Annotated in this window: 19 protein-coding genes; 16 read left to right on the top strand and 3 right to left on the bottom strand. The window is 36.9% G+C overall.

The features are described from left to right. The first annotated feature begins 13 nt into the window (after positions 1 to 13). The 6 genes from GM661_RS15565 to rpsI all read left to right on the top strand — a co-directional run bounded on the left by GM661_RS15565 (position 14) and on the right by rpsI (position 4,284). Complete coding sequence (locus tag GM661_RS15565; protein ID WP_125991661.1) at positions 14 to 832, top strand: energy-coupling factor transporter ATPase; 819 nt, start codon at positions 14 to 16, stop codon at positions 830 to 832. Next, positions 823 to 1,674, top strand: coding sequence for an energy-coupling factor transporter ATPase (locus GM661_RS15560; protein WP_230867664.1), 852 nt, complete (start codon positions 823 to 825; stop codon positions 1,672 to 1,674). Before GM661_RS15565 ends, GM661_RS15560 begins: the two co-directional genes overlap by 10 nt. Next, on the top strand, positions 1,674 to 2,465 hold the full coding sequence (locus GM661_RS15555) for an energy-coupling factor transporter transmembrane component T family protein (RefSeq protein ID WP_125991657.1): 792 nt from the start codon (positions 1,674 to 1,676) through the stop codon (positions 2,463 to 2,465). The genes GM661_RS15560 and GM661_RS15555 overlap by 1 nt, the downstream gene beginning before the upstream one ends. A gap of 98 nt (positions 2,466 to 2,563) precedes the next feature. Then, the gene (truA, locus tag GM661_RS15550; protein WP_230867663.1) at positions 2,564 to 3,304 is read left to right on the top strand and encodes a tRNA pseudouridine(38-40) synthase TruA; all 741 of its coding nucleotides are present in this window, start codon (positions 2,564 to 2,566) and stop codon (positions 3,302 to 3,304) included. A 139-nt stretch (positions 3,305 to 3,443) separates the two neighbouring features. After that, entirely contained in the window at positions 3,444 to 3,872 is a 429-nt protein-coding gene (gene rplM, locus GM661_RS15545; RefSeq protein ID WP_125991654.1) for a 50S ribosomal protein L13, read from the top strand. Positions 3,873 to 3,888: 16 nt separating this feature from the next. Then, on the top strand, positions 3,889 to 4,284 hold the full coding sequence (rpsI, locus tag GM661_RS15540) for a 30S ribosomal protein S9 (RefSeq protein ID WP_125991652.1): 396 nt from the start codon (positions 3,889 to 3,891) through the stop codon (positions 4,282 to 4,284). A 605-nt stretch (positions 4,285 to 4,889) separates the two neighbouring features. Here the strand turns inward: rpsI and ptsP are convergent. The 3 genes from ptsP to GM661_RS15525 form a co-directional block, all read right to left on the bottom strand. Further along, positions 4,890 to 6,518 carry a phosphoenolpyruvate--protein phosphotransferase gene (gene ptsP, locus GM661_RS15535; protein WP_230867662.1) on the bottom strand — a complete coding sequence of 543 codons (1,629 nt, stop codon included), beginning with the start codon at positions 6,516 to 6,518 and terminating at the stop codon, positions 4,890 to 4,892. Positions 6,519 to 6,540: 22 nt separating this feature from the next. Continuing rightward, positions 6,541 to 6,807: an HPr family phosphocarrier protein gene (locus GM661_RS15530; protein WP_230867661.1), complete on the bottom strand. Its 267-nt coding sequence runs from the start codon at positions 6,805 to 6,807 to the stop codon at positions 6,541 to 6,543. Between the two features lie 77 nt (positions 6,808 to 6,884). Continuing rightward, positions 6,885 to 9,572: a sigma 54-interacting transcriptional regulator gene (locus GM661_RS15525; protein ID WP_230867660.1), complete on the bottom strand. Its 2,688-nt coding sequence runs from the start codon at positions 9,570 to 9,572 to the stop codon at positions 6,885 to 6,887. 322 nt (positions 9,573 to 9,894) lie between these two features. Between GM661_RS15525 and GM661_RS15520 the strand changes: the two genes are divergently transcribed. The 10 genes from GM661_RS15520 (at position 9,895) to GM661_RS15475 (ending at position 20,591) form a co-directional block, all read left to right on the top strand. Continuing rightward, the gene (locus GM661_RS15520; protein WP_230867659.1) at positions 9,895 to 10,230 is read left to right on the top strand and encodes a PTS lactose/cellobiose transporter subunit IIA; all 336 of its coding nucleotides are present in this window, start codon (positions 9,895 to 9,897) and stop codon (positions 10,228 to 10,230) included. A 1-nt stretch (position 10,231) separates the two neighbouring features. Next, complete coding sequence (locus GM661_RS15515; protein WP_230867658.1) at positions 10,232 to 10,534, top strand: PTS sugar transporter subunit IIB; 303 nt, start codon at positions 10,232 to 10,234, stop codon at positions 10,532 to 10,534. Between the two features lie 45 nt (positions 10,535 to 10,579). Further along, the gene (locus tag GM661_RS15510; protein ID WP_230867657.1) at positions 10,580 to 11,902 is read left to right on the top strand and encodes a PTS sugar transporter subunit IIC; all 1,323 of its coding nucleotides are present in this window, start codon (positions 10,580 to 10,582) and stop codon (positions 11,900 to 11,902) included. Between the two features lie 56 nt (positions 11,903 to 11,958). Continuing rightward, positions 11,959 to 13,329, top strand: a complete 1,371-nt coding sequence (locus GM661_RS15505) for a 6-phospho-beta-glucosidase (protein ID WP_456237561.1) — start codon at positions 11,959 to 11,961, stop codon at positions 13,327 to 13,329. Positions 13,330 to 13,489: 160 nt separating this feature from the next. Then, positions 13,490 to 14,419: a lactate racemase domain-containing protein gene (locus tag GM661_RS15500; RefSeq protein WP_230867655.1), complete on the top strand. Its 930-nt coding sequence runs from the start codon at positions 13,490 to 13,492 to the stop codon at positions 14,417 to 14,419. A 470-nt stretch (positions 14,420 to 14,889) separates the two neighbouring features. Further along, positions 14,890 to 16,185, top strand: coding sequence for a group II intron reverse transcriptase/maturase (gene ltrA / locus GM661_RS15495; protein ID WP_230867654.1), 1,296 nt, complete (start codon positions 14,890 to 14,892; stop codon positions 16,183 to 16,185). A gap of 47 nt (positions 16,186 to 16,232) precedes the next feature. Beyond that, on the top strand, positions 16,233 to 16,640 hold the full coding sequence (locus GM661_RS15490; RefSeq protein WP_330165224.1) for a nickel-dependent lactate racemase family protein: 408 nt from the start codon (positions 16,233 to 16,235) through the stop codon (positions 16,638 to 16,640). A 155-nt stretch (positions 16,641 to 16,795) separates the two neighbouring features. Next, positions 16,796 to 17,122, top strand: coding sequence for a UxaA family hydrolase (locus tag GM661_RS15485; RefSeq protein ID WP_230867652.1), 327 nt, complete (start codon positions 16,796 to 16,798; stop codon positions 17,120 to 17,122). After that, complete coding sequence (locus GM661_RS15480) at positions 17,119 to 18,282, top strand: UxaA family hydrolase (RefSeq protein ID WP_230867651.1); 1,164 nt, start codon at positions 17,119 to 17,121, stop codon at positions 18,280 to 18,282. Before GM661_RS15485 ends, GM661_RS15480 begins: the two co-directional genes overlap by 4 nt. A gap of 302 nt (positions 18,283 to 18,584) precedes the next feature. After that, positions 18,585 to 20,591: a class I tRNA ligase family protein gene (locus GM661_RS15475; RefSeq protein ID WP_407929604.1), complete on the top strand. Its 2,007-nt coding sequence runs from the start codon at positions 18,585 to 18,587 to the stop codon at positions 20,589 to 20,591. Positions 20,592 to 21,161: the final 570 nt, after the last annotated feature.

The raw sequence follows: 21,161 nt of genomic DNA, 5'->3' as shown, positions 1-21,161 counted from the left end.
AGGTGTTATTAAGATGGGATTGTTAGAAGTAAAAGGGGTAGATTTTGTATATAGTCAACTGGAAGAACCGGCCTTATATGATATTAATTTATCAATAGAGGCTGGTGAATTTGTTGCTGTAATTGGTGGAAATGGTTCTGGAAAATCTACCCTTGCTAAATTATTAAATGTTTTATTGCTGCCTACAGCAGGAGAGATTATAGTAGATGGATTAAATACCCGTGCTGAAGAAAACCGTTTAAAGATCCGTCAGAGGGTTGGAATGGTATTCCAGAATCCAGATAATCAATTGATTGCTACTATGGTAGAAGATGATATTGCTTTTGGCCCAGAAAATCTGGGGATACCTGCAGCCGAGATCAGGAAGCGTATCAACAACTCCCTTGAAATGGTGGGTATGTCAGGGTATGAAAAAAAAGCCCCTCATAAATTATCAGGTGGCCAAAAACAAAGGATTGCTATAGCTGGTATCATAGCTATGGAACCATCCTGTATAGTCCTTGATGAACCTACAGCAATGCTTGATCCTCAGGGGCGGAAAGAGGTCATGGATACTATTACTTTTTTAAATAAAGAAAAGGGTATTACTATCATTCATATTACACATTTTATGGAAGAAGCAATCAAGGCTGATCGGGTAGTTGTGATGAACCAGGGTTCTATCTTTAGAGAAGGTAGACCGAGAGAGATTTTTAAGGATATTGAGGGGTTAAAAAAGATTAATTTGGATGTGCCGGTAGTTGTTGAACTATCACATGGTTTAAGGACAAAAGGAATTAAGCTGCCGGAGGTACTGTCAATAGATGAGTTGGTGAGTAATTTATGTTCATAAAGGTGGAAAATGTAACACACATCTATAAACAGGGAGATGAACATAAGGCCCTGGATAAAGTGAATTTAAGCATTCAGGACAATGAGTTTATCGGTTTGATTGGACATACTGGTTCAGGAAAATCAACATTAGTACAGTTGTTAAATGGATTAATAAAACCTACTACTGGTAGTGTTGTAGTAGATGGACAGGATATTACTAAGGAAAAGATTAATTTAAAAGAGATCAGGCGTAAGATTGGTCTGGTTTTTCAGTATCCAGAACATCAACTTTTTGAAGAAACAGTTTATGATGATATTGCTTTTGGACCTCGTAACCTGGGTTTAAGTAATAAAGAAATTCAGGAAAGGGTTGAAGAGGCAATGAAACTGGTGGGACTTGATTTTGCTGCTTTCAAAACGCGTTCTCCCTTTAATTTAAGTGGGGGGCAGCAGAGAAAGGTTGCTTTTGCCGGGGTTTTGGCCATGAAGCCACAGGCCTTGATACTTGATGAACCATCTGCTGGTCTGGATCCCCAGGGTAGGGAACAATTAATCAATCTATTAAAGCACTTATATAATCAGTATGATATGACGATTATATTAATATCACACCGTATGGAAGAGATAGCTAGACTCAGCAGCAGGGTGCTTGTGATGAATCAAGGTAGGATTGCCCTTGACGGTTCTCCTCAGGAAGTCTTTGGACAGGTTGAAAAAATAAGGAGACTGGCTCTTGATCTGCCGGAGATCACAGAAATACTCTGGCGCTTAAAACAAAAGGGGAAAGGTGTCAGGACAAATATTTTTACAATGTCTGAAGCCATTAGTGAGATTTCACGGGAAATGAGGGGAATTAGCTGATGTTAAAAGACATTACAGTAGGCCAATATATACCAGGTGATTCTCCTGTTCATAGTCTGGATTCACGTATTAAGATAATAATTACTATTTTACTTATAACAGCACTTTTTTTTATTAATCAGTTCCTTGGTTTTGGGATTTTTTTTGTTTTTATTATCTTTGTTATTTTTTTATCACGTCTGCCAGCTATGCGTGTTATTAAGGGATTAAAGCCGATATTCTTTTTGATTATACTGACATTCCTACTCCATATTTTTTTAACTAAAGGTGGACGTGTTATCTGGGAATGGCGTTTTATTAGTATTGAAGAAGAAGGGTTATTTACAGGTTTATTTATGGTGAGCCGTATATTACTATTGATAATGTTTACTTCACTTTTGACCCTGACTACCTCACCCTTACAGCTTACTGATGGTATTGAGTATTTATTAAATCCCTTGAAGAGATTTGGTGTTCCTGCAGGAGAATTAGCTATGATGATGACAATTGCTTTAAGGTTTATCCCCACTCTATTAGAAGAGGCTGAAAAGATAATGAAGGCACAGATGGCCCGGGGTGCTGACTTTGAAAGTGGTAATATAATTCAAAGGGCTAAAAATCTGATTCCATTACTGGTTCCACTTTTTATTAGTGCTTTCAGGCGGGCTGATGACCTTGCTCTTGCTATGGAATCGCGCTGTTACCATGGTGGTGAAGGAAGAACACGACTACACCAGTTACAGATAAAACCCAATGATATTATTGCACTTATTATTTCAATTCTCATGGGAATCGGTATTAGTTTCTTTTAGTGTGTGTTTGAAAAGGTATAAATAGGGGATTATATAATCCCAGTGTATATACTGATACTTTTCGAACAGATTCTCTTAGCTTTATTTAGGTGGTATTTATGAAAAGGAATATCAAAATAACTCTGGAATATGATGGAACTAATTATAGTGGCTGGCAGAAACAGAAAAATACCACTAAAACAATACAGGGGGTACTTGAGAAGAGTCTTAGCAAGATAAATAAAGGACCGGTAGGCTTAACTGCTGCTGGTCGTACTGATGCAGGGGTTCATGCCCTTGGCCAGGTAGCCAATTTTTTTATTAATGTCAATATACCAACTGATAGAATTTCCAGGGCTTTAAATCGATTAATACCAGCTGATATTTCCTGTAAGATAGCTGAGGAGGTTGAACCTGAGTTTCATGCTCGTTATGATGCTAAAGGGAAAAAATATCGTTATAGAATCTATAATCAAAGAAGGGCCTCTGTTTTTAATAGAAATTATGTATATCATTATATTCATCCCCTGGATTATCAATTAATGTTAGAGGCGGCTCGATATTTTGAAGGGACTCATGATTTTGTTTCTTTTCAGTCAGCAGGGAGTTCTATGCAGGATACAGTTAGAACGATTGAATTACTTGAAGTCATAAATAAAGAAACTGAGATTTGGGTTGAGATAATAGGAAATGGTTTTCTTTATAATATGGTCAGAATTATAGTAGGTACATTAATTGAAATAGGAACAGGCAAAATACCATATAATAAGGTAAAAGAGATAATTGAGTCAGGTAAAAGAGAGAAGGCAGGTTTTACAGCACCTGCCCAGGGCTTGACACTCCTGGAAGTTTTTTATTAATTGATTTCTTCTTTAATTACCTTGACAATTACTCTGTCCTGTAATACAATTTATTTTGGATATCTCTGTTATACTGCCCCGTTACAAACATTTATATAAATTTAAAAGAAGGTTATTAAGTTAAAAAGGAGGGATAATAGTGTCTACATTTATGGCAAAACCTGATCAAGTAGAACGCAAATGGTATCTGGTAGATGCAAGTGATAAAACTCTGGGACGCCTGGCTACCAAGGTTGCCGATATTTTAAGGGGAAAACATAAACCAAGTTTTACACCTCATATAGATACTGGTGATTTTGTTATTATTATAAATGCAGAGAAGATCAAACTGACAGGTAAGAAATGGGATCAAAAGAAATATTATCGTCATAGTGGTTATCCTGGTGGAATAAAGGAGACTACTTATAAAGATTTAGTAAAGAAAAAACCAGAGTTAATTATTGAAAAAGCCGTTAAAGGAATGATACCCCATAATAAACTGGGGAGACAGGTCGTAAAAAAATTAAAGGTCTATGCAGGGTCAGAACACCCTCATCAGGCCCAGCAACCTGAAGAATTGGAATTATAGAGAGGAGGAAGATTAAATGGCTGCCGAAGTACAGTACTGGGGAACTGGTCGCCGGAAGAAATCAATTGCCCGGGTTAGATTAGTTCCAGGAAGCGGCAAGATCATTGTAAATGATAAAGATATAAATGATTATTTTGGCCGTGATACACTTATTAAAGACCTTAAATCTCCACTGGAGTTAACAAAAACTCTGAACACATTAGATGTACTTGTAAATGTAGAGGGTGGGGGTTTATCAGGCCAGGCCGGGGCAATTAGACATGGTATTGCCAGGGCTTTATTAAAGGTTGATCAGGATTATCGCCAACCACTTAAAAAGGCCGGTTATCTCACAAGAGACCCGCGGATGAAGGAAAGAAGAAAATACGGTCTCAAGAAAGCGCGTAAGGCTCCACAGTTTTCCAAGAGGTAAAATTCAAATACACAAGCAGATTTCAAAAGAGAGGGGAGTATTCCTCTCTTTTTTTAGTGCGCCCAGCATGGGCGCTTTCTAGTCGGTGAAAGTCCGATACGGAGGTTGATAGTGCCAACCGTTAGCTCAAGACAAGGGTGACAATCCAGGTAAAGTAAGAGTAAGAATCCATCCCAAATCAATAAAACGAATAAAAGAAAAGATTAAAGCAATTACATCTCGTAGTAATGCCTGGACATTTTTTGGTTTCCCTTGAAGTTGAAATTAGGAGAAAGGGGAACTTTTTGTAGGAAGAAATAATAATAAAGGTTATTTTATGTAATATATTAGTTAGCACTTAAATATTGCGCTTTTCCGTTCCAGCCAATTATATTAATTCCGCTTGTCGTTCACTGCCCCTTTCTTTTAAAAACGCAATGTTAGGGCCAGTACTACCGAATCGACTTGGGTCGCGTTACGGCGTCCTGCCTACGTGAAAAATATAGAGTCGCTCCATTAATATAATTGGCTTACACAAAGCATTAGTGTAAATAAATTAAATGAAACTTATATAGCGAAGCTTATGCAAATATTAGAATTTGCAAAACTTCGCTTTATTATTTCTTTTATTGATTTATTGTTTCTAATATAAAATTTTTTACTTCCAGGATAGAAGCGGAGCTGACAGAAAATTCATCAAGACCATAGCCCAACAAAATAGGTATTGCACTAAAATCTGCTGCCATTTCTCCACACATATAACATGGTATTCCATTAGCATGAGCAGCATGAATACTGGTTTTGATAAGATGTAAAACTGCAGGGTTCATAGGGTTATATAAATCGGAGAGACCTTCATTCATTCTATCAACTGCAAGAGTGTATTGTATTAAATCATTTGTGCCGATACTGAAAAAGTCAACATGTTTTGCAAATTCATCAGCCATTACTGCGGCAGCAGGTATCTCAACCATCATTCCCATTTCCATATTGTTTTTAAAATCAATAGATTTTTCCTGTAGTTCTTTCATACACTCTTTTAATATAGTTTTTGCAGAGGTTAATTCCTTGAGGCTGCCAATCATTGGGAACATAATTTTTATATGACCATATATGGATGCTCTTAGCAGGGCGCGTAATTGTATTTTAAAAATATTCCTGTTTTGCAGGCAGAGCCTGATGGCCCTAACTCCTAAGAAAGGGTTGTCTTCCTTTGTTAAGTTCAAATAGGGAAGTGTTTTGTCACCTCCGATATCCAGTGTTCTAATAATAACGGGTTTATTACCCATCTTTTGAGCAACCTGTTTATAGACTTCAAACTGTTCTTCTTCGGAAGGCATTGAATTTCTATCCATATAAAGGAATTCAGTTCTGAAAAGTCCAATACCTTCTGCACCATTACTCAGGGCAACATTTACTTCTGCAAGGGAACCGATGTTGGCGGCAACCATAATTTTACGACCGTCTTTGGTAATTATTTTTTTGTCCAGGATTTTCTTAAGCCCTTCTTTTTGTTTTTCGAATTTATGTTTCAATTCTTTATAATGCTTGATTATATCTTTATCTGGATTAATAATTACCTTTCCGGATATGCTGTCAATGATTACCATATCTCCTGTTTCTACCTTTGCAAGTATATCTCGAAAACCGACAATAGCTGTGATGTTCATAGCTCTTGCCATAATGGCTGTGTGAGAAGTCTGACTTCCTGTTTCGGTTATAATCCCGACAACTTTATCTTTATCAATACGAGCGGTTTCAGATGGTTTTAAATCATGAGCAACTATAATTGAATTTTCTGGGAGATTTTCCAGATCTTTTTGTTCCTCATCGCTTAAAATACGAATCAATCTTGTACCAACATCTTTAATATCTGCTGCTCTTTCTTTCAAATATTCATCATCGTCAAACTGAGAGAAGATTTCTTCCAGTTTGCTGACAACATCACTAACTGCTTTTTCAGAAGTTTTTTTTGAATCCTTGATTTCTTGAAAGATTTCACCGATAAATTCTGGGTCATTTAGAAGACTAATATGGCTTTCCAATATTTCTGCTTCTTTATTTCCAACTGAATTCCGTATTTTTCTTGCAATTTCTTCTATTTGCTTTTTGCATATTTTAACTGTGTCTTTTAATCTTGTAATTTCTGTTTCCACATTGTCTGTTTTATCGGGAAAAGACTGTAACTTTATATCTTCGTAGATATAAACCTCACCAATTGCATAACCCTTTGAGGCGCAAATATATGAATCCATGGAATATTCACCTCCAGAAGTATTATTCTTCACCAAATTTTGAATTAATTAGTTCAACTAGGGTATAAACTGCTTCATTTTCATCACAACCTTCGGCAGTTATGACAATCTCATCATTCATCTTTACTCTGAGGGTTAACAAACTAATCATTGATTTTGCTTTAGCAGTCTTATCACCCTTAATAATATTTATATTGGACTTAAATTTGTCTGCAGCCTTCACTAATAAAGATGCAGGCCTGGCGTGAAAGCCAATTTTATTTTTTACTATAACTTTTTCTGAAATCATATAAATTTCCCTCCATAAAGTGTGTTTTACTATATTAATATGCAATTTTTATGCCAACACTTATTGATTATTGAATTTTACCCGGCTTGTTGTTCACAATTATCAGGGTTAAAGAAGGTAGAAATATAACATATTTCATCATCGGAAATATTAATTCCGTAGTTTTTGTTTAAAAATTTGCATTCATTTTTAATGATATTGAATATTTCCGTGTTTTCTTGAATATAATGCAGACGCTCAGGGTATTCATTGATTTCCTCATTGCCTTTTAATCTATCTATCATACAGCCGATATGGCAGGTTACTCCAATTAAAACACTGGTGGTAAGTTTGCGTTCTATTTTTATTTCCACGTTTTGAATAAATTGTCTAATATCGTTAAAAACCGTCTTTGAATTGATATTCTTAAGCATGTTTCCTAGGGTTTTACTTATACTGTTAAATGTTTCTTCTTGCTGAATTAAGGTCTGTATTTTATCAATTGCCTTACCGTTGAAAATTTGGTCTAATGTGAAGTGAGGTATGTTCAGATTGGTTTTGAAGGAACTAACGATACATAGCACTTTTCCATAATTCTCAAGGCTACTGACTCTTGAATAAATGTCATTTTTTCCTGTAATCCTCAAGGGAATAATTTCAAAAGATGATTTGTTGAAATCAAGTTCATCTTCCAATAAATTCTTAATTGTTAGGGCACTTCCTTCGCCTGTCGTGCAGGCTGTTATTATAAATATATTATTTACTTTTTTATCAGTGAGGGGATATTTAACTTCCTTACTCAAAAGGTCATTTACATTCATTGTCTTCTGGTATACATAGTCCAGTGGGTAGCCCATAATTGCTTTTCTGGCAGCTTCAATTACATGGGGTGTACTTACAAGTGGTATGGTTTTCACCAGTATTTTTAGTTCATTTTGAAGTTCGTCACCGAAGTTAGTCAGGGAACCCATATCTACCAGCATAAGCACATCCGATTTTCCAGGTGTGTTTTTAAGATAATTTTTGATTCTATTGTAAATTTTCTGGGGATTTTCATTTAGAGGTGCGTTGAACCCCACAACATAATCCATATTAAGGAGTTGGTTACATGTGTTAGCCATTGATGAGGCTGTGGTTGAACCATGTGCTACTACGATTACTTTAACCTTTTCTTTATGTCTTTGAAGGGTTATTTCATCATGTAAAAAAAACATGGCTATAAAGCCGGCTTCATCAATGGGCATGCTAATATCAAATGTTCTTTCAATAAACTTTAAACATTTAATTGCTACAGAAAATTCTATATTATGCTCTTTTCTTATCAGGTTTAGCTGAGAATTTACAATTTCCCGATTTCCATTTATACGATTGATTAAATTGTGAATATGAACTGCTAAACCGTACTTTATATAGGTGTCAAAATGTCGGTTAAGCTTTTCTTCGCTATATGCTATAATTTCATTTACCACATTGATAACATCGTATCCGACAAATTTTTCAATACTTGAAAAGTCTATCTTTTTTTCAACAGCTTCTATACACTTTTTAAAGTAAGAGCGGATATCATTATTAATTTCTATTTCTATCTGTTTATCTGTCATTCCTCTGTTTTTTAACTCTTGAACGCGTGAATCAATCATTTCATAAATGTTTTCCGTATCTTCATTGCTTTCAAAAAAATTTTTTTTATTACTGCTGTCAAATATACAATAGCGGTTGTTGATTCCGATTAATCTGTTCCATATTTGTCTGTGGTTTGTCTTGGTTAAGAGACCTTCTTTTATAGAAGCTGGCAGGTCAGAGCTAACAATCCGGATATCGTCCTTTTTGCCTGAAACATAGTCAGAGTATGCCTTTGCACAAATAAGTTGGATATCGGTTTTTAGCTGACCTATGTTATTTGGACAATTATAACCTAAAAGAGACCTCATTGAATTAACAGAAACAAAAATAGGTTTTCCAAGCCGGGCTGATTCACTGCGCAAGAATTGGATGAGCAGATTTAGACGCTCGTCAACACTTCTTTTTTCAAGATTCGGAATTCTGATTATCATGGGAATTCTTCTGATAAATGTTTTCAATAATGAAGATTCTGGATTTTCTGTTGTAGCAGATATAATCAGAACTTTTGCTTTTCGTTCAGTTTCTGTTTCTCCCAGACGTCGGAAAGTGCCTCTGTCAATGAAAGTAAATAACATTTCCTGGCCTTCTGGGGGGAGCCGGTGTATTTCGTCCAAAAACAAAATTCCATTGTCGGCTTTTTCGATTAACCCCGCCCTATCGGTATCAGCACCGGTGTATGTGCCTTTTCTTGTACCAAAAAGTTGACAGACCAGGAGTTGAGGATTATTGGCATAATCTGCACAGTTAAACACGATAAATGGAGCTGAATGACTGAATTTTCCTATTTCCAGTCCATATTTGTAGATAAGCTCTGCGAACATTGACTTTCCAACCCCGGTTTCGCCAAATAATAGCATATGCATACCATGCGGGGGATAAACCACAGCCGCTTTGGCTTGCTCTACTGCAGAAAACAGGCTTTGGTTACTTTTAGCGAATATGTCCAGTGAAGTTTTTGGCATAGTATTTTTAACCTTTATAGCCCTGTAATAAACAGGTTTTGTTCCTTCCTTTAAGGCCATCTTTTTATCACACAAACGGTTTAAATCACTGCTAACATTAGCACGTGATAAACCCAGTTCGTTAGCTAGTTGGCTGGTCGTTATACCATGATTGGAAGTTAACTCTTTTAACTTTTTGTAGACAATGTCAATACGCTTCATAGAATATACCCCCAAATTGAATTCTTTTATTTTATAAGTTTATATTAGTTACTTATCGAAGTCAAGAATGTGTTTTTCAGAAAATTATGTGTTTTGCTATGTGTTTTATTACATGACTCTTTTTAATATATTTGCGAAACAGATAAAACAATTTTCTTTTGTGAACATTTATCCTGGAGTAACCGTCCGTAAGATCCCCACTGATGGAAGTTTCACTTTGTTATTGTTAATTTATCTATAGTGCAGGTTTAAAATATGTTTTGGTATGATATTTGCATTTATTTAATAGCAGAAGACAATTTAATTATAAAGGGTGATATCAATGGATAATGAAATGGATATTGAAAAGCTGGCTATGCAACTTATAGTAAATAGCGGGGAAGCAAAAAGCAAAACTATGGAGGCTATTAGCTATGCTAAGAAAGGTAACATAGCCAGTGCAAAAAAATTACTTGAAGAGGCAGGTGAATTTCTAACTAAAGCACATGAATTTCAGTCAGATATTATTCAAGATGAGGCCGAAGGTAAGTTAAAAGATATCTCAATTCTCTTAGTACATGCCCAGGACCATTTAATGAATGCTGTGATAGTAATTGATCTTGCAAGGGAGTTTATTGACTTATACGAAAAAATATCAGGAAACAGAGAGGAGGGTTAGCATGAAAAGGATTACTCTTATTTGTGCAGCAGGAATGTCCACCAGCCTTTTGGTAACCAAAATGAATGCAGCAGCAGAAAAATCCGGTATACTTGTAAAAATACGTGCCATACCAGAGAGTGAAATTTTAAAGTATGCGGATGATACTGATATATTGCTTTTAGGCCCACAGGTTGGCTATACACTTACAAAAATTAAAACGTTATATGAACCAAAAGGAATTAAGGTCGCAGTAATTAACAGTGTGGATTATGGTATGATGAATGGCGAAAAAGTACTAAAAATGGCATTAGAACTAAAATAGTTTTATGTATTATTTTTATTTATCATAATAAGGGAGGATAATTTCATGAAAATGATTTCTTCTAAAACATTAGAAAAAATCCAGGCAGGTATGGGTGTGTTTGCAAACAATAAATACATTAAATCGGTTTCTAACGCAATGATACTTATTATGACACCGATTATCGTCGGTTCAATCTTTACTTTATTGACAAACCTGCCGATTAAAGCCTGGACAGATTTTATAAGTAAAACCGGATTAGTTGACTTGATTAAAATACCTGTAAGCTTCACATCGAACATAACGGCTCTGTTAGCAGCTTTTTTAATTGCTTACAGTCTGGCGGAACGATTTAATAAAGACGGTTTGATGTCCGGGGTTTTGGGACTGATATGTTTCTTAATTGTAACACCAACAGGACAGGTAAAAATCAATGACAAAATGATAAGTTATATTCCTTTCGACTGGATTGGGCCAAAGGGACTATTTGTAGCAATCCTCATAGGATTGTTAACGGCGAGAATATACGTTTTTTTCATCGAAAAAGGTTTTATAATTAAAATGCCTGAGGGCGTTCCACCTAATGTAGCAAGGTCGTTTAACACATTGATTCCCGGCTTTGTAACTGTTATATTGGCGTTATTCATTGCCATTATTTTTAAATTTTCACCTTATGGAAGCCTTAATCAGGCGGTATTTACTTGCATTCAGACACCTTTGCAGGGATTAACGGGATCTTATATATCATTACTGATTATAAATCTGGCAATAGGTATCCTATGGTTCTTTGGTATACATGGAACAGTCATTGTGTTTAACGGCATAATGGGTCCGCTATTATTATCAATGGACATGCAGAATCAGGCTGCATATCAGGCTGGGCAAGCATTGCCTAATATAGTAGGCATGGAATTTTTTAGAGCCTATGTATTTATGTCGGGTACAGGTTTAACTATTGGATTGGCACTATTGATGGCGTTTTTTGCAAAAAGCAAGCAATATAAAATTTTAGGGAGATTAGTAATTCCAACTAGCATATTTAACATTAACGAACCTATTACTTTCGGAACGCCTATCGTTTTGAATCCTGTTATGTTGATTCCTTATCTTGCAGCCCCCATATTAAGCAGTACAATTGCATATGCCGTCACAGCAATCGGATTGGTTCCCAGAATTAATGGAGTACAGCTTCCGTGGCCGCTTCCTATTGGAATATCCGGTGTCTTGTTGGGAAGCTGGAAAATTGCTGTTTTACAATTTTTTATGGTATTTGTATCACTTGCAGTATATTACATTCCTTTTAGATATATGGATAGAAAAGCCTATGAACTGGAAAAGGCTGGGAGTTCGTATGCAACATCTGATTCTTGTGATGTAAGTGCAAGATAAGTATCTATATTAATAGAATGCGCATGAGTTATAGTGCTAATTTTTTAAGGGAGGAAATAGTGATGAGAAAAATCAAAATTGTTACAATAGGTGGTGGGAGCAGCTATACTCCCGAACTTGTTGAAGGGCTTATTAAAAGAAAAAATGAAATTGACATTGGCGAATTATGGCTGGTAGATATACAGGAAGGTAAAGAGAAACTTGAGATTGTAGGTGCAATGGTTAAACGCATGGTGAAAGCGGCAGGTTTGGATTGGAAGGTTAATTTAACCGTAGACCGGCGGGAAGCTTTACCCGGAGCTGACTATGTTACAACACAGTTTAGAGTTGGTTCACTCAATGCACGTATTCGTGATGAACGAATACCACTTAGTCATGGAATGATTGGACAGGAAACAAATGGTGCAGGTGGAATTTTTAAAGCTTTTAGAACAATTCCGGTTATTCTTGATATTATCAAGGATATGAAAGAACTATGTCCAAATGCCTGGTTGGTTAACTTTACCAATCCTTCAGGAATGGTTACGGAAGCTGTAATAAAATATGGCAAATGGGAAAAAACAGTTGGTTTATGTAATGTTCCAATTCGTTATGAGAAAATGTCCTATGAAGTAATGGGATTGGATGAAGCAAATCAAGAATTGTATTTTAAATTTGCGGGACTGAATCATTTTCATTGGCATCGGGTTTGGAACAGGAAAGGAGAAGAAGTTACCAAGTATTTAATTGAGGAAATCTATAAGCCTGAAAACAAGGGTAAGTATGTTGGAATGAAAAACATCAAGGACATCCCCTTCAATTATGAGCAGATAGCTGATCTTGGCATGCTTCCATGTTCGTACCACCGATATTATTATATTACTGACGAAATGTTAAAAGATGAGTTAAAAGAATATAGTAATCATGAGACACGAGGGGAACAGGTCAAGAAAACAGAAGCTGAACTGTTTGAGCTTTATAAAGACCCTCAGCTTGATTACAAGCCGGAGCAGCTATCTAAACGGGGAGGGGCTTATTACAGTGACGTTGCTTGTGAAGTGATCTGCTCCATTCAAAATGATAAACGGGTTAACATGGTGGTTAGCACAGTAAATAATGGAACTATTATTGACTTGCCATATGATTGCGTTGTTGAAGTGTCCAGCATGATTACTAGCCATGGACCCGAGCCAATAAACTGGGGGAGTTTTGAAGCCGGCATACGTGGCCCTCTTCAACTTCAAAAATCATTTGAACAGTGCACCGTTGAGGCTGCGGTAACAGGTGATTATGGGAAAGCCCTACAGGCGTTTACAATGAATCCGCTCATATTAAAAGGTAAAATTACAAAAGATTTGCTTAATGAAATGTTGATAGCTAATAAAGCATATTTACCACAATTCCAACAAAAAATTCAAGAGTTGGAAGCTGCAAAGTTAAATTTTTAGCATAGCGTAAGGCTGTTAAAATCTGTAAGTTAGATGAAAAGGATCTTCTTCCGTTTGTTCCGCCTGGAGTTGTTGAGCTTACGACGAAACAAATGGAATATTTTGCATATATTAAGCCGTAAAATCTTTCAAATTACAATTGATCAAAGGAGAATGTCTCTTGAAGACTATAAAAATTCCATATTACACCTCAAGCATGGATTTAAATATTGAAGATGAAAATCTGAAAGCTGTTATTACAACAAAAATGCATAAAAGTAATAAAATCAAGAATGAAGAAGAGTTAGTTAGAGATGCATTGGAACATCCTATTGGATCTAAAAGACTCAGAGATATAGCGGTTGGAAAGAAGAAAGTAGTAATAGTAACCAGCGATCACACACATGCGGTTCCCAGCAAGATTACTTTGCCCATTCTCCTTTCCGAAATACGTATAGGTAATTCCGATGCGGACATTACTATTCTTATTGCAACTGGTTTGCATCGAGAAACTACCGAGGCAGAGCAGCGGTCTATGTTTGGAGACACTATAGTTGATCATGAAAAAATTGTTGTTAATAGGGCTTTTCAACCGAATGATTTTGTTCATGTTTGTAAGCTACCCTCAGGAGCGGATTTTAATGTCAATCGTTTGGCAGTAGAATGTGATCTTCTTGTGACAGAAGGCTTTATTGAACCTCATTTTTTCGCCGGCTTTTCCGGTGGCCGTAAAAGCATTTTACCGGGTATCTGTTCACAGGAAACAGTGAACGAAAATCATTCCTTTAAGGCAATAGCAAGCCCTTATGCAAAAGCCGGTGTGCTGGTAAACAATCCCATACACGAAGATATGGTGTATGCGGCACGAGCAGTTAATGTACAGTTTATTCTTAATGTGGCGTTAGACAGCGATAAGAATATTATTGCTGCGTTTGCCGGTGACCTGGTAAAGGCACATGAGGAAGGCTGCAGCTTTATTAGAAACCTTTCAAAATGTTCTGTTGTAACCGCTGATATTGTCATTACCAGTAATGGAGGCTATCCTTTGGATCAGAACCTGTACCAGTCTCCAAAAGCAGTCGGTGCGCCAAGAAAAGAGCATATCATATAGTAGGTGGGATTCCTACTGAGGAAGGTTTAGCAAACCACTCATAGCGAGTTTTGGACATTTAATGGGTAACCATAGATGTTAAGCGTAAACAGTTAGGTAGTAGGCGGTAAGCATTTAGCTGAAGGGATTGAGCCTCGAAATCTTGGAGATTGGGAAAGGCCGATGCTGTCGACTGAGCAGAAGGCAACATTATAGTATTCGATAAGCGAGAATACAATAACACCCCGGGGTCGGAGACCTCCGCATGCTATACATAGATATGATATTGTTAACTTGGGAGGCCCTGTAATTTCTACGCAGAGAGATAGGATGTAACCAAGCGATAACAAAGTAAGGACATCTAATATTACAGGGAGTCGGATAATCGCATAGTACCGAGGAAGCAGAGTAATGCCTGTGGATGGGAAGGCGATTACACAAGATTAATCTTAAAAGGGAAACATATTCTATACACAGAGATAGGTGAAAATGTGGAAACGAAACTTGCAAGAATAGCTGAAGTAGCTAGAAATAGACCTAATGAAAGATTTACATCACTAATACATCTAATTAATTATGAATTGATAGTCAAATGTCATCATGAACTAGCTGGAAACAAAGCAGCTGGAGTAGATGAAGTAACAAAAGCGGAGTATGGAAAGAATCTTCCAGGGAATGTTAAGAGCTTAACAGCTAGAATGAAAAGATGGGCATATAGGCCATTACCTGCGAAAAGGGTATATATTCCAAAAGAAAATGGGAAGAAGAGACCGCTAGGGATTCCAGCATACGAAGACAAACTAGTTCAAAAGGCACTATCAAAGATTCTAAATGCGATATATGAAGAAGACTTTCTTGAATGTTCATTTGGTTTTCGTCCAGGAAGAAACTGTCATGATGCCTTGAGAATATTAGGAAGAATAGTTAACAGAGATGATATTAACTATGTAGTTGATACAGATATTAAAGGATTCTTTGATAATGTAGACCACGGGTGGATGATGAAATTCATTGACCATCGAATTAAAGATCCTAATATACAACGACTCATATCGAGACTTCTTCGGGCTGGAGTCATGGAGGCAGGAATAAAATATGACACTCCACAAGGAACACCGCAAGGTGGAGTCTGTTCTCCAATTATGGCGAATTTATATCTACATCATGTTGTTGACCTATGGTTTAATAAAACAATGCGTAAAGAGTTAAAGGGTAAAGCTTACATGGTGAGATACGCAGATGATATAATATTTTGCCTACAGTATAAAGAAGATGTAAAATACTTCTATAAAGCAATGAAAGAAAGAATATCCAAATTCGGTTTAGAGTTATCAGAAGAGAAAACTAAGATAGTAAATGTATCTGCTGATGATGACAATGACACATTTGATTTTCTTGGATTTACCCATTATATGGGTAAATGTAAGGATGGAATCAAACGACTAAAGAGAAAGACAAGTAATAAGCGATATCATCGTAGTATAATGAGATGTAAATCCTGGCTAAAATATAATAGAACTCTTCCAGTAAAAGAACTAATGAGGAAGTTAAACAGAAAACTAACAGGAACATACAACTATTATGCAGTATCAGATAACAGCAAAAGTATTGATAGCCTGTATGATGAGGTTCAAAAGCTAGTTTATAAATGGTTAAACAGACGCAGTCAAAAGAAAAGCTTTGACTGGGAGAAGTTCGAAATATTCTTGGAGAAATATCCTATTGTCAAGCCAAGAATAAAAGTAAATTTATATAGATTAGGTGCTGGTGCTAGTTATGTTAGGTGAATAATCGAGTGAAGAGCCGTATGCCTAAATAGGGCACGTACGGTTCTGTGAGGAGTTGGGGTTGTAAAGCCCCGCTTACTCGACCTACTGCCGAAGCTTATGCAGGAGACGATGGTGTTATTATAATGTGTGCCTCGTGTATTGAAGGCATGGGAGGTACACATTTTGAAAAGCTGATTGTATCCGGCACTGCCTATGAAATTGAAGAGCGCCTTTCTAAAATTCCACCAAAGGACACTATTCCGGAGCAGTGGTGCACACAAATTTATTCTCGTATTCTTAAAAAGCACAGAGTGATTCTGGTGACAACATATCTGGAACACGAAATTGTGAGAAAAGCCAACATGATTCCGGCTTCCAGCCCTGATGAAGCACTTGCAATGGCATATGAGTTGAAAGGCAAAGATGCTAGTGTAGTGGTTATTCCGGACGGAGTGTCAGTGCTGGCTGTCTGACAGAAAGCAGGAAAAATGAAGAGTCTGATTTTTCTTTATAGCTTTTGCTATACTCCTAATGACGAAAGCGTTTTGAAAACAGTTCTTCTCATTAAGTTAGATCCCAGAGAACCGCTTTTTTATAACTATATTATACTGCCAATGGCGGCGGTAGAATGGAGATTAATATGAATTTAAAATTGGCACTAAAAGTACATGATTTAGATAATGTGGCAACTATTTTTGCAAATGATGTTGTTGCAGGAGATGAAGTAGAGATGCACGACAAAAAAGGACATTCTCAAATCATTGATGTATTGGGAGAAGTTCCATATGGTCATAAGATTGCATTACAAGACATTCTTGTAGACGAGAAAATTATTAAGTACGGAGAAGAAATCGGTGTTGCTACAAAAGATATTAAAAAAGGTGATTACGTTCATGTTCACAACCTCGACAGTACACGTGGACGTGGTGATCTGAAAGGAGAAGTTGTGCTATGAAGTTTATGGGATATGTAAGGTCTAACGGCAAGGTAGGATCCAGAAACCATGTAGCTGTCATCCCTAGTGTGATCTGTGCAAATGATGTGGCACAGGCTGTTGTGGGACAAGTGCAAGGCACGGTTGGTTTTTTTCACCATCAGGGCTGTTGTCAGCTCCCGCCTGATCTAGAACGTGTGACAGATACTTTAATTGGACTTGGATGCAGTTCTAACGTTGGTGCGGCTCTGATTGTAAGTTTGGGCTGTGAGGGTACTGACCATGAACGTTTGCTAGAAACCATCGCAAAAACCGGTAAGCCAGTAGAAATTATTCGCATACAGGAACTTGGGGGAGCGAGCCGAGCAATACAGGCCGGTATTGATGCTGCCCAAAAAATGGTGCTGAAAGTTTCCGGGATACAACGTGAACCTGTTAATATTTCCAATGTCACCATGTCTATAAAATGTGGTGCTTCTGACACGACAAGCGGAATGGCATCCAACTGTGTTGTTGGTTATTTGGCAGATAAAATGGTGGATCTCGGCTGTACTGTGGTATTTGGTGAAACTACTGAGTTTATAGGCGCTGAACATATTCTTGCTAAAAGAGCTGTTTCTCCTGAGGTGGGTGAAAAAATATATAAAATTGTAAACAGGATGGAATTAAGAGCAAAATCCCTTGGTTGTGACATGAGAAAAGGTCAGCCTACACCTGGCAACATAGCTGGAGGTCTTTCCTCGATAGAGGAAAAATCTTTGGGGGCAATAGTTAAGTCAGGCACAAGGCCGATACAGGGTGTTATGGAGTACTCCGAAATGGTCACAACTCAAAAAGGACTCTGGATTAAAGATACTCCTGGCCGTGAACCTGAAATCCTAACCGGTATGGCTTGTACAGGTGCCCAGTTCATGGTATTCTCTACTGGCCGCGGAGCTCCACAGGGTTTCCCAAGTATGCCTGTTATCAAGGTATGCGGTAATCCAAATACTTTTAATTTAATGAACCATGATATGGACCTGAATGCTGGACTAATTATTAAGGGTGAAAAAACCATTGAGCAAGTTGGTGAGGAAGCCTTTCAAAAAGTTATTAATGTTCTAAATGGAGAAATGACTAAGAACGAAGCAATTAGATATTTTAATTCCATCGATATTTATACTATGGGACCTGTCATCTAGATATATATGATTTAAAACAGTGAACCTATGGTTGAAAAAGTTCTGAGGGATCTACTCAAAAATGGCAGCTAATTTAATTTTGCTGCCATTTTTTAATTACACACACATATATATAGGACGGGTTGTCTTTGAGAATTATTAAGTAGAATTGTGTTTCAAGTATTTTAAATATATTATTTTACATAAAAAACAAGACTTAGCTTTATTTTTTTTGGCTAAGTATGTATAATAATATATAATAGTTATAATTAATCAAAGTTTGTGTATTTACATAGAACATAGGTGAAAACACTAAAGGAAGGGTGATATGTTTGGAATTAAAGTATGATTTAAGTAAAGATAGACCTGAATTTCCGAAGCGTGCAGTTATAACAGCAGGAATGCCTTATGGGAATAAAGAGCTTCATTTTGGACATATAGGAGGAGTCTTTATACATGCTGATTTTTTAGCACGTTTTTTGCGAGATCGTATCGGTAAAGAAAATGTAATCTTTGTTTCTGGAACTGATTGTTATGGTTCACCAATAGTGGAAGATTATCGTCAATCAGTCAGTGACGGATCTTTTGAGGGTAGCATTGAAGATTATGTACGTTCTAATCATCAGTCTCAAAAAGAGGCTTTGGAATCATATTACATTGCTACCAATCTTTTTGCAGCTTCCAGTATAGGACGTGCTGGAGAGATTCACCAGCAGTATTCCTATAATTTCATTAAAACACTGTATGAGAATGGACATCTTAAAAAAATAACAACATCTCAATTTTATGACCCTGAACATGAGGTGTTTCTTAATGGACGTCAGGTTGTTGGACAATGCCCGATTGATGGTTGTCAATCTGAAAAGGCTTATGCAGATGAATGTTCATTAGGCCATCAGTATATGGAGAAGGATTTGATTAACCCTAAGAGCACTCTGTCAGGAAAGAAACCGGAAATGAGGGCTGTAACTAACTGGTATTTTAAACTTGACGAATTTCAGGAACTCCTTCGAGAGTGGGTTGAAGGGCTAGAAGAAAACCCTGGTGCCAGGCACTTTATGATCAAAAGTATTGAAGAATTTCTGGAACCACCAGTTATTTATGTGAAGAATGAATATCTTGAACTGCTCAATAAAATAGAAGATAAGTTACCAGATTTCACTTTAGAAGATGATGAAAACAAGTCATCTTTTGAGCTTGTTTTTGACAAACTTGAAGACCGGGAAAAAGCCTGTTCTATCCTGGCTGAAAATGCTGTGCAATTTCGTAATGGGAAAACCCTGGTGCCTTTCAGATTAACAGGTAATATTGAGTGGGGAGTAGATGCCCCTACCCTGGAAGGACTGGATGATTTGACTGTCTGGGTCTGGCCGGAATCATTATGGGCTCCGATTTCCTTTACACAGACCTATCTAGAAAAGGAGAATAAGGATAAAAGCAAATGGAAGGAATGGTGGTGTTCTAAAGGGGCAAAGGTTTATCAGTTTATTGGAGAAGATAATGTATATTTCTATGGTCCTGCGGAAATGGCCATGTTTATGGGGCAGGGTGATAATCCTTCTGTAGAACCGCCAGAAGGTGAGCTGCAATTACCGGACTTAATAGCTAACAACCATCTTCTTTTCCTGGATAAAAAAGCCAGTAGCAGTGGGAAGGTTAAACCACCTATGGCCAAAGAGTTACTTGATTACTACACAGCAGAGCAGTTAAGGGCTCATTTCTTAAGCTTTGGACTCGGTATTAAGAGTGTAGGATTTAAACCTAAACCATTAAACCCCAAGGGTGGAAGCCATGGTGATCCTGTTCTTAAAGAGGGCAATCTGTTGTCAAATGTCTTTAACCATATCGTTCGCTCCTGTTTCTATACTATGCAGAAATTTAATGATGGCAAACTACCTATAGGTGAGGTCAGCCAGGAGGTACTGAATGAAGCAAAAGAAATTATCTTTGAATATGAAAAAGCAGTCTACAGTTATGAGTTCCATCAAGTTATGAGTCTCATGGATAACTATATTCGCGGTATCAATAAATACTGGTCAAAGAAATATAAAGAATATAAAGATCAAGATGATAAGGGTATCCTATTACAGCTTTTTATTGATGGTTTTCATATGCTGCGAACAGCTACTGTTTTAATGCATCCTGTTGCTCCAAAAGGGACAGAGATGATACTTGAATACTTAAATCTTGATGAAGCAGACGACTTCTGGAACTGGGAGCGGATTTTTGAACCTGTATATGCCTTTATGGATAGGCCAGAAGAACATGAATTTAAATTTCTGGAACGAAGAGTAGATTTCTTTGAAAAACACCCAAGTCAATATAAATAGTAGATAAAATACCAGGTAAGATTCTATTCCTCTGCCTGGTATTTTTATTTTAATTATTCTCGATCAATTTAGAATGATGTAGTCATTTTGTTCAGGTATAGGAAAACTATGCAATTTTGAAATTGTGGATAACTTTAAAGACCGACAAATATATTTGTTTCCCTTGTCGTGCACCACAGGTACTCCGTATTTAACTAGACTGTACAAGAACAGTTTGAGGTTGCGCTACAGCGTCCTGCTTACGCTTACTGTCGAGAAATTCTCCTTCGGCGTCGTGCCTACGGATAATTTCTAGAGCGTCCAACAAATATATCTGTCTGGATTAAGCTAGCCTAGTAATAATTTTAATTCTGTAGCGACTCTAACTTTTTGTGGAGGCAGGACGCTGGAACAAAAAGTTGTGACAGAGAACGGAGGCACGGATGCCGGAGTGAACGACAAGCGGAAGAATTAAAATTATTCTCGATCAATTTAAGATGACGTAGCTACTTTGTTCAGATAATTCCCACTTAAAGGATAAATATAATAATTAGAGAATTATAACCATAAGATAAAATAAATAGATAATAG

Source organism: Iocasia fonsfrigidae (assembly GCF_017751145.1).
In the GTDB taxonomy this organism is placed as follows: domain Bacteria; phylum Bacillota; class Halanaerobiia; order Halanaerobiales; family DTU029; genus Iocasia; species Iocasia fonsfrigidae.
The sequence above is the reverse complement of the archived record's forward strand: the minus strand, read 5'-3'. Positions and strand labels throughout refer to the sequence as shown.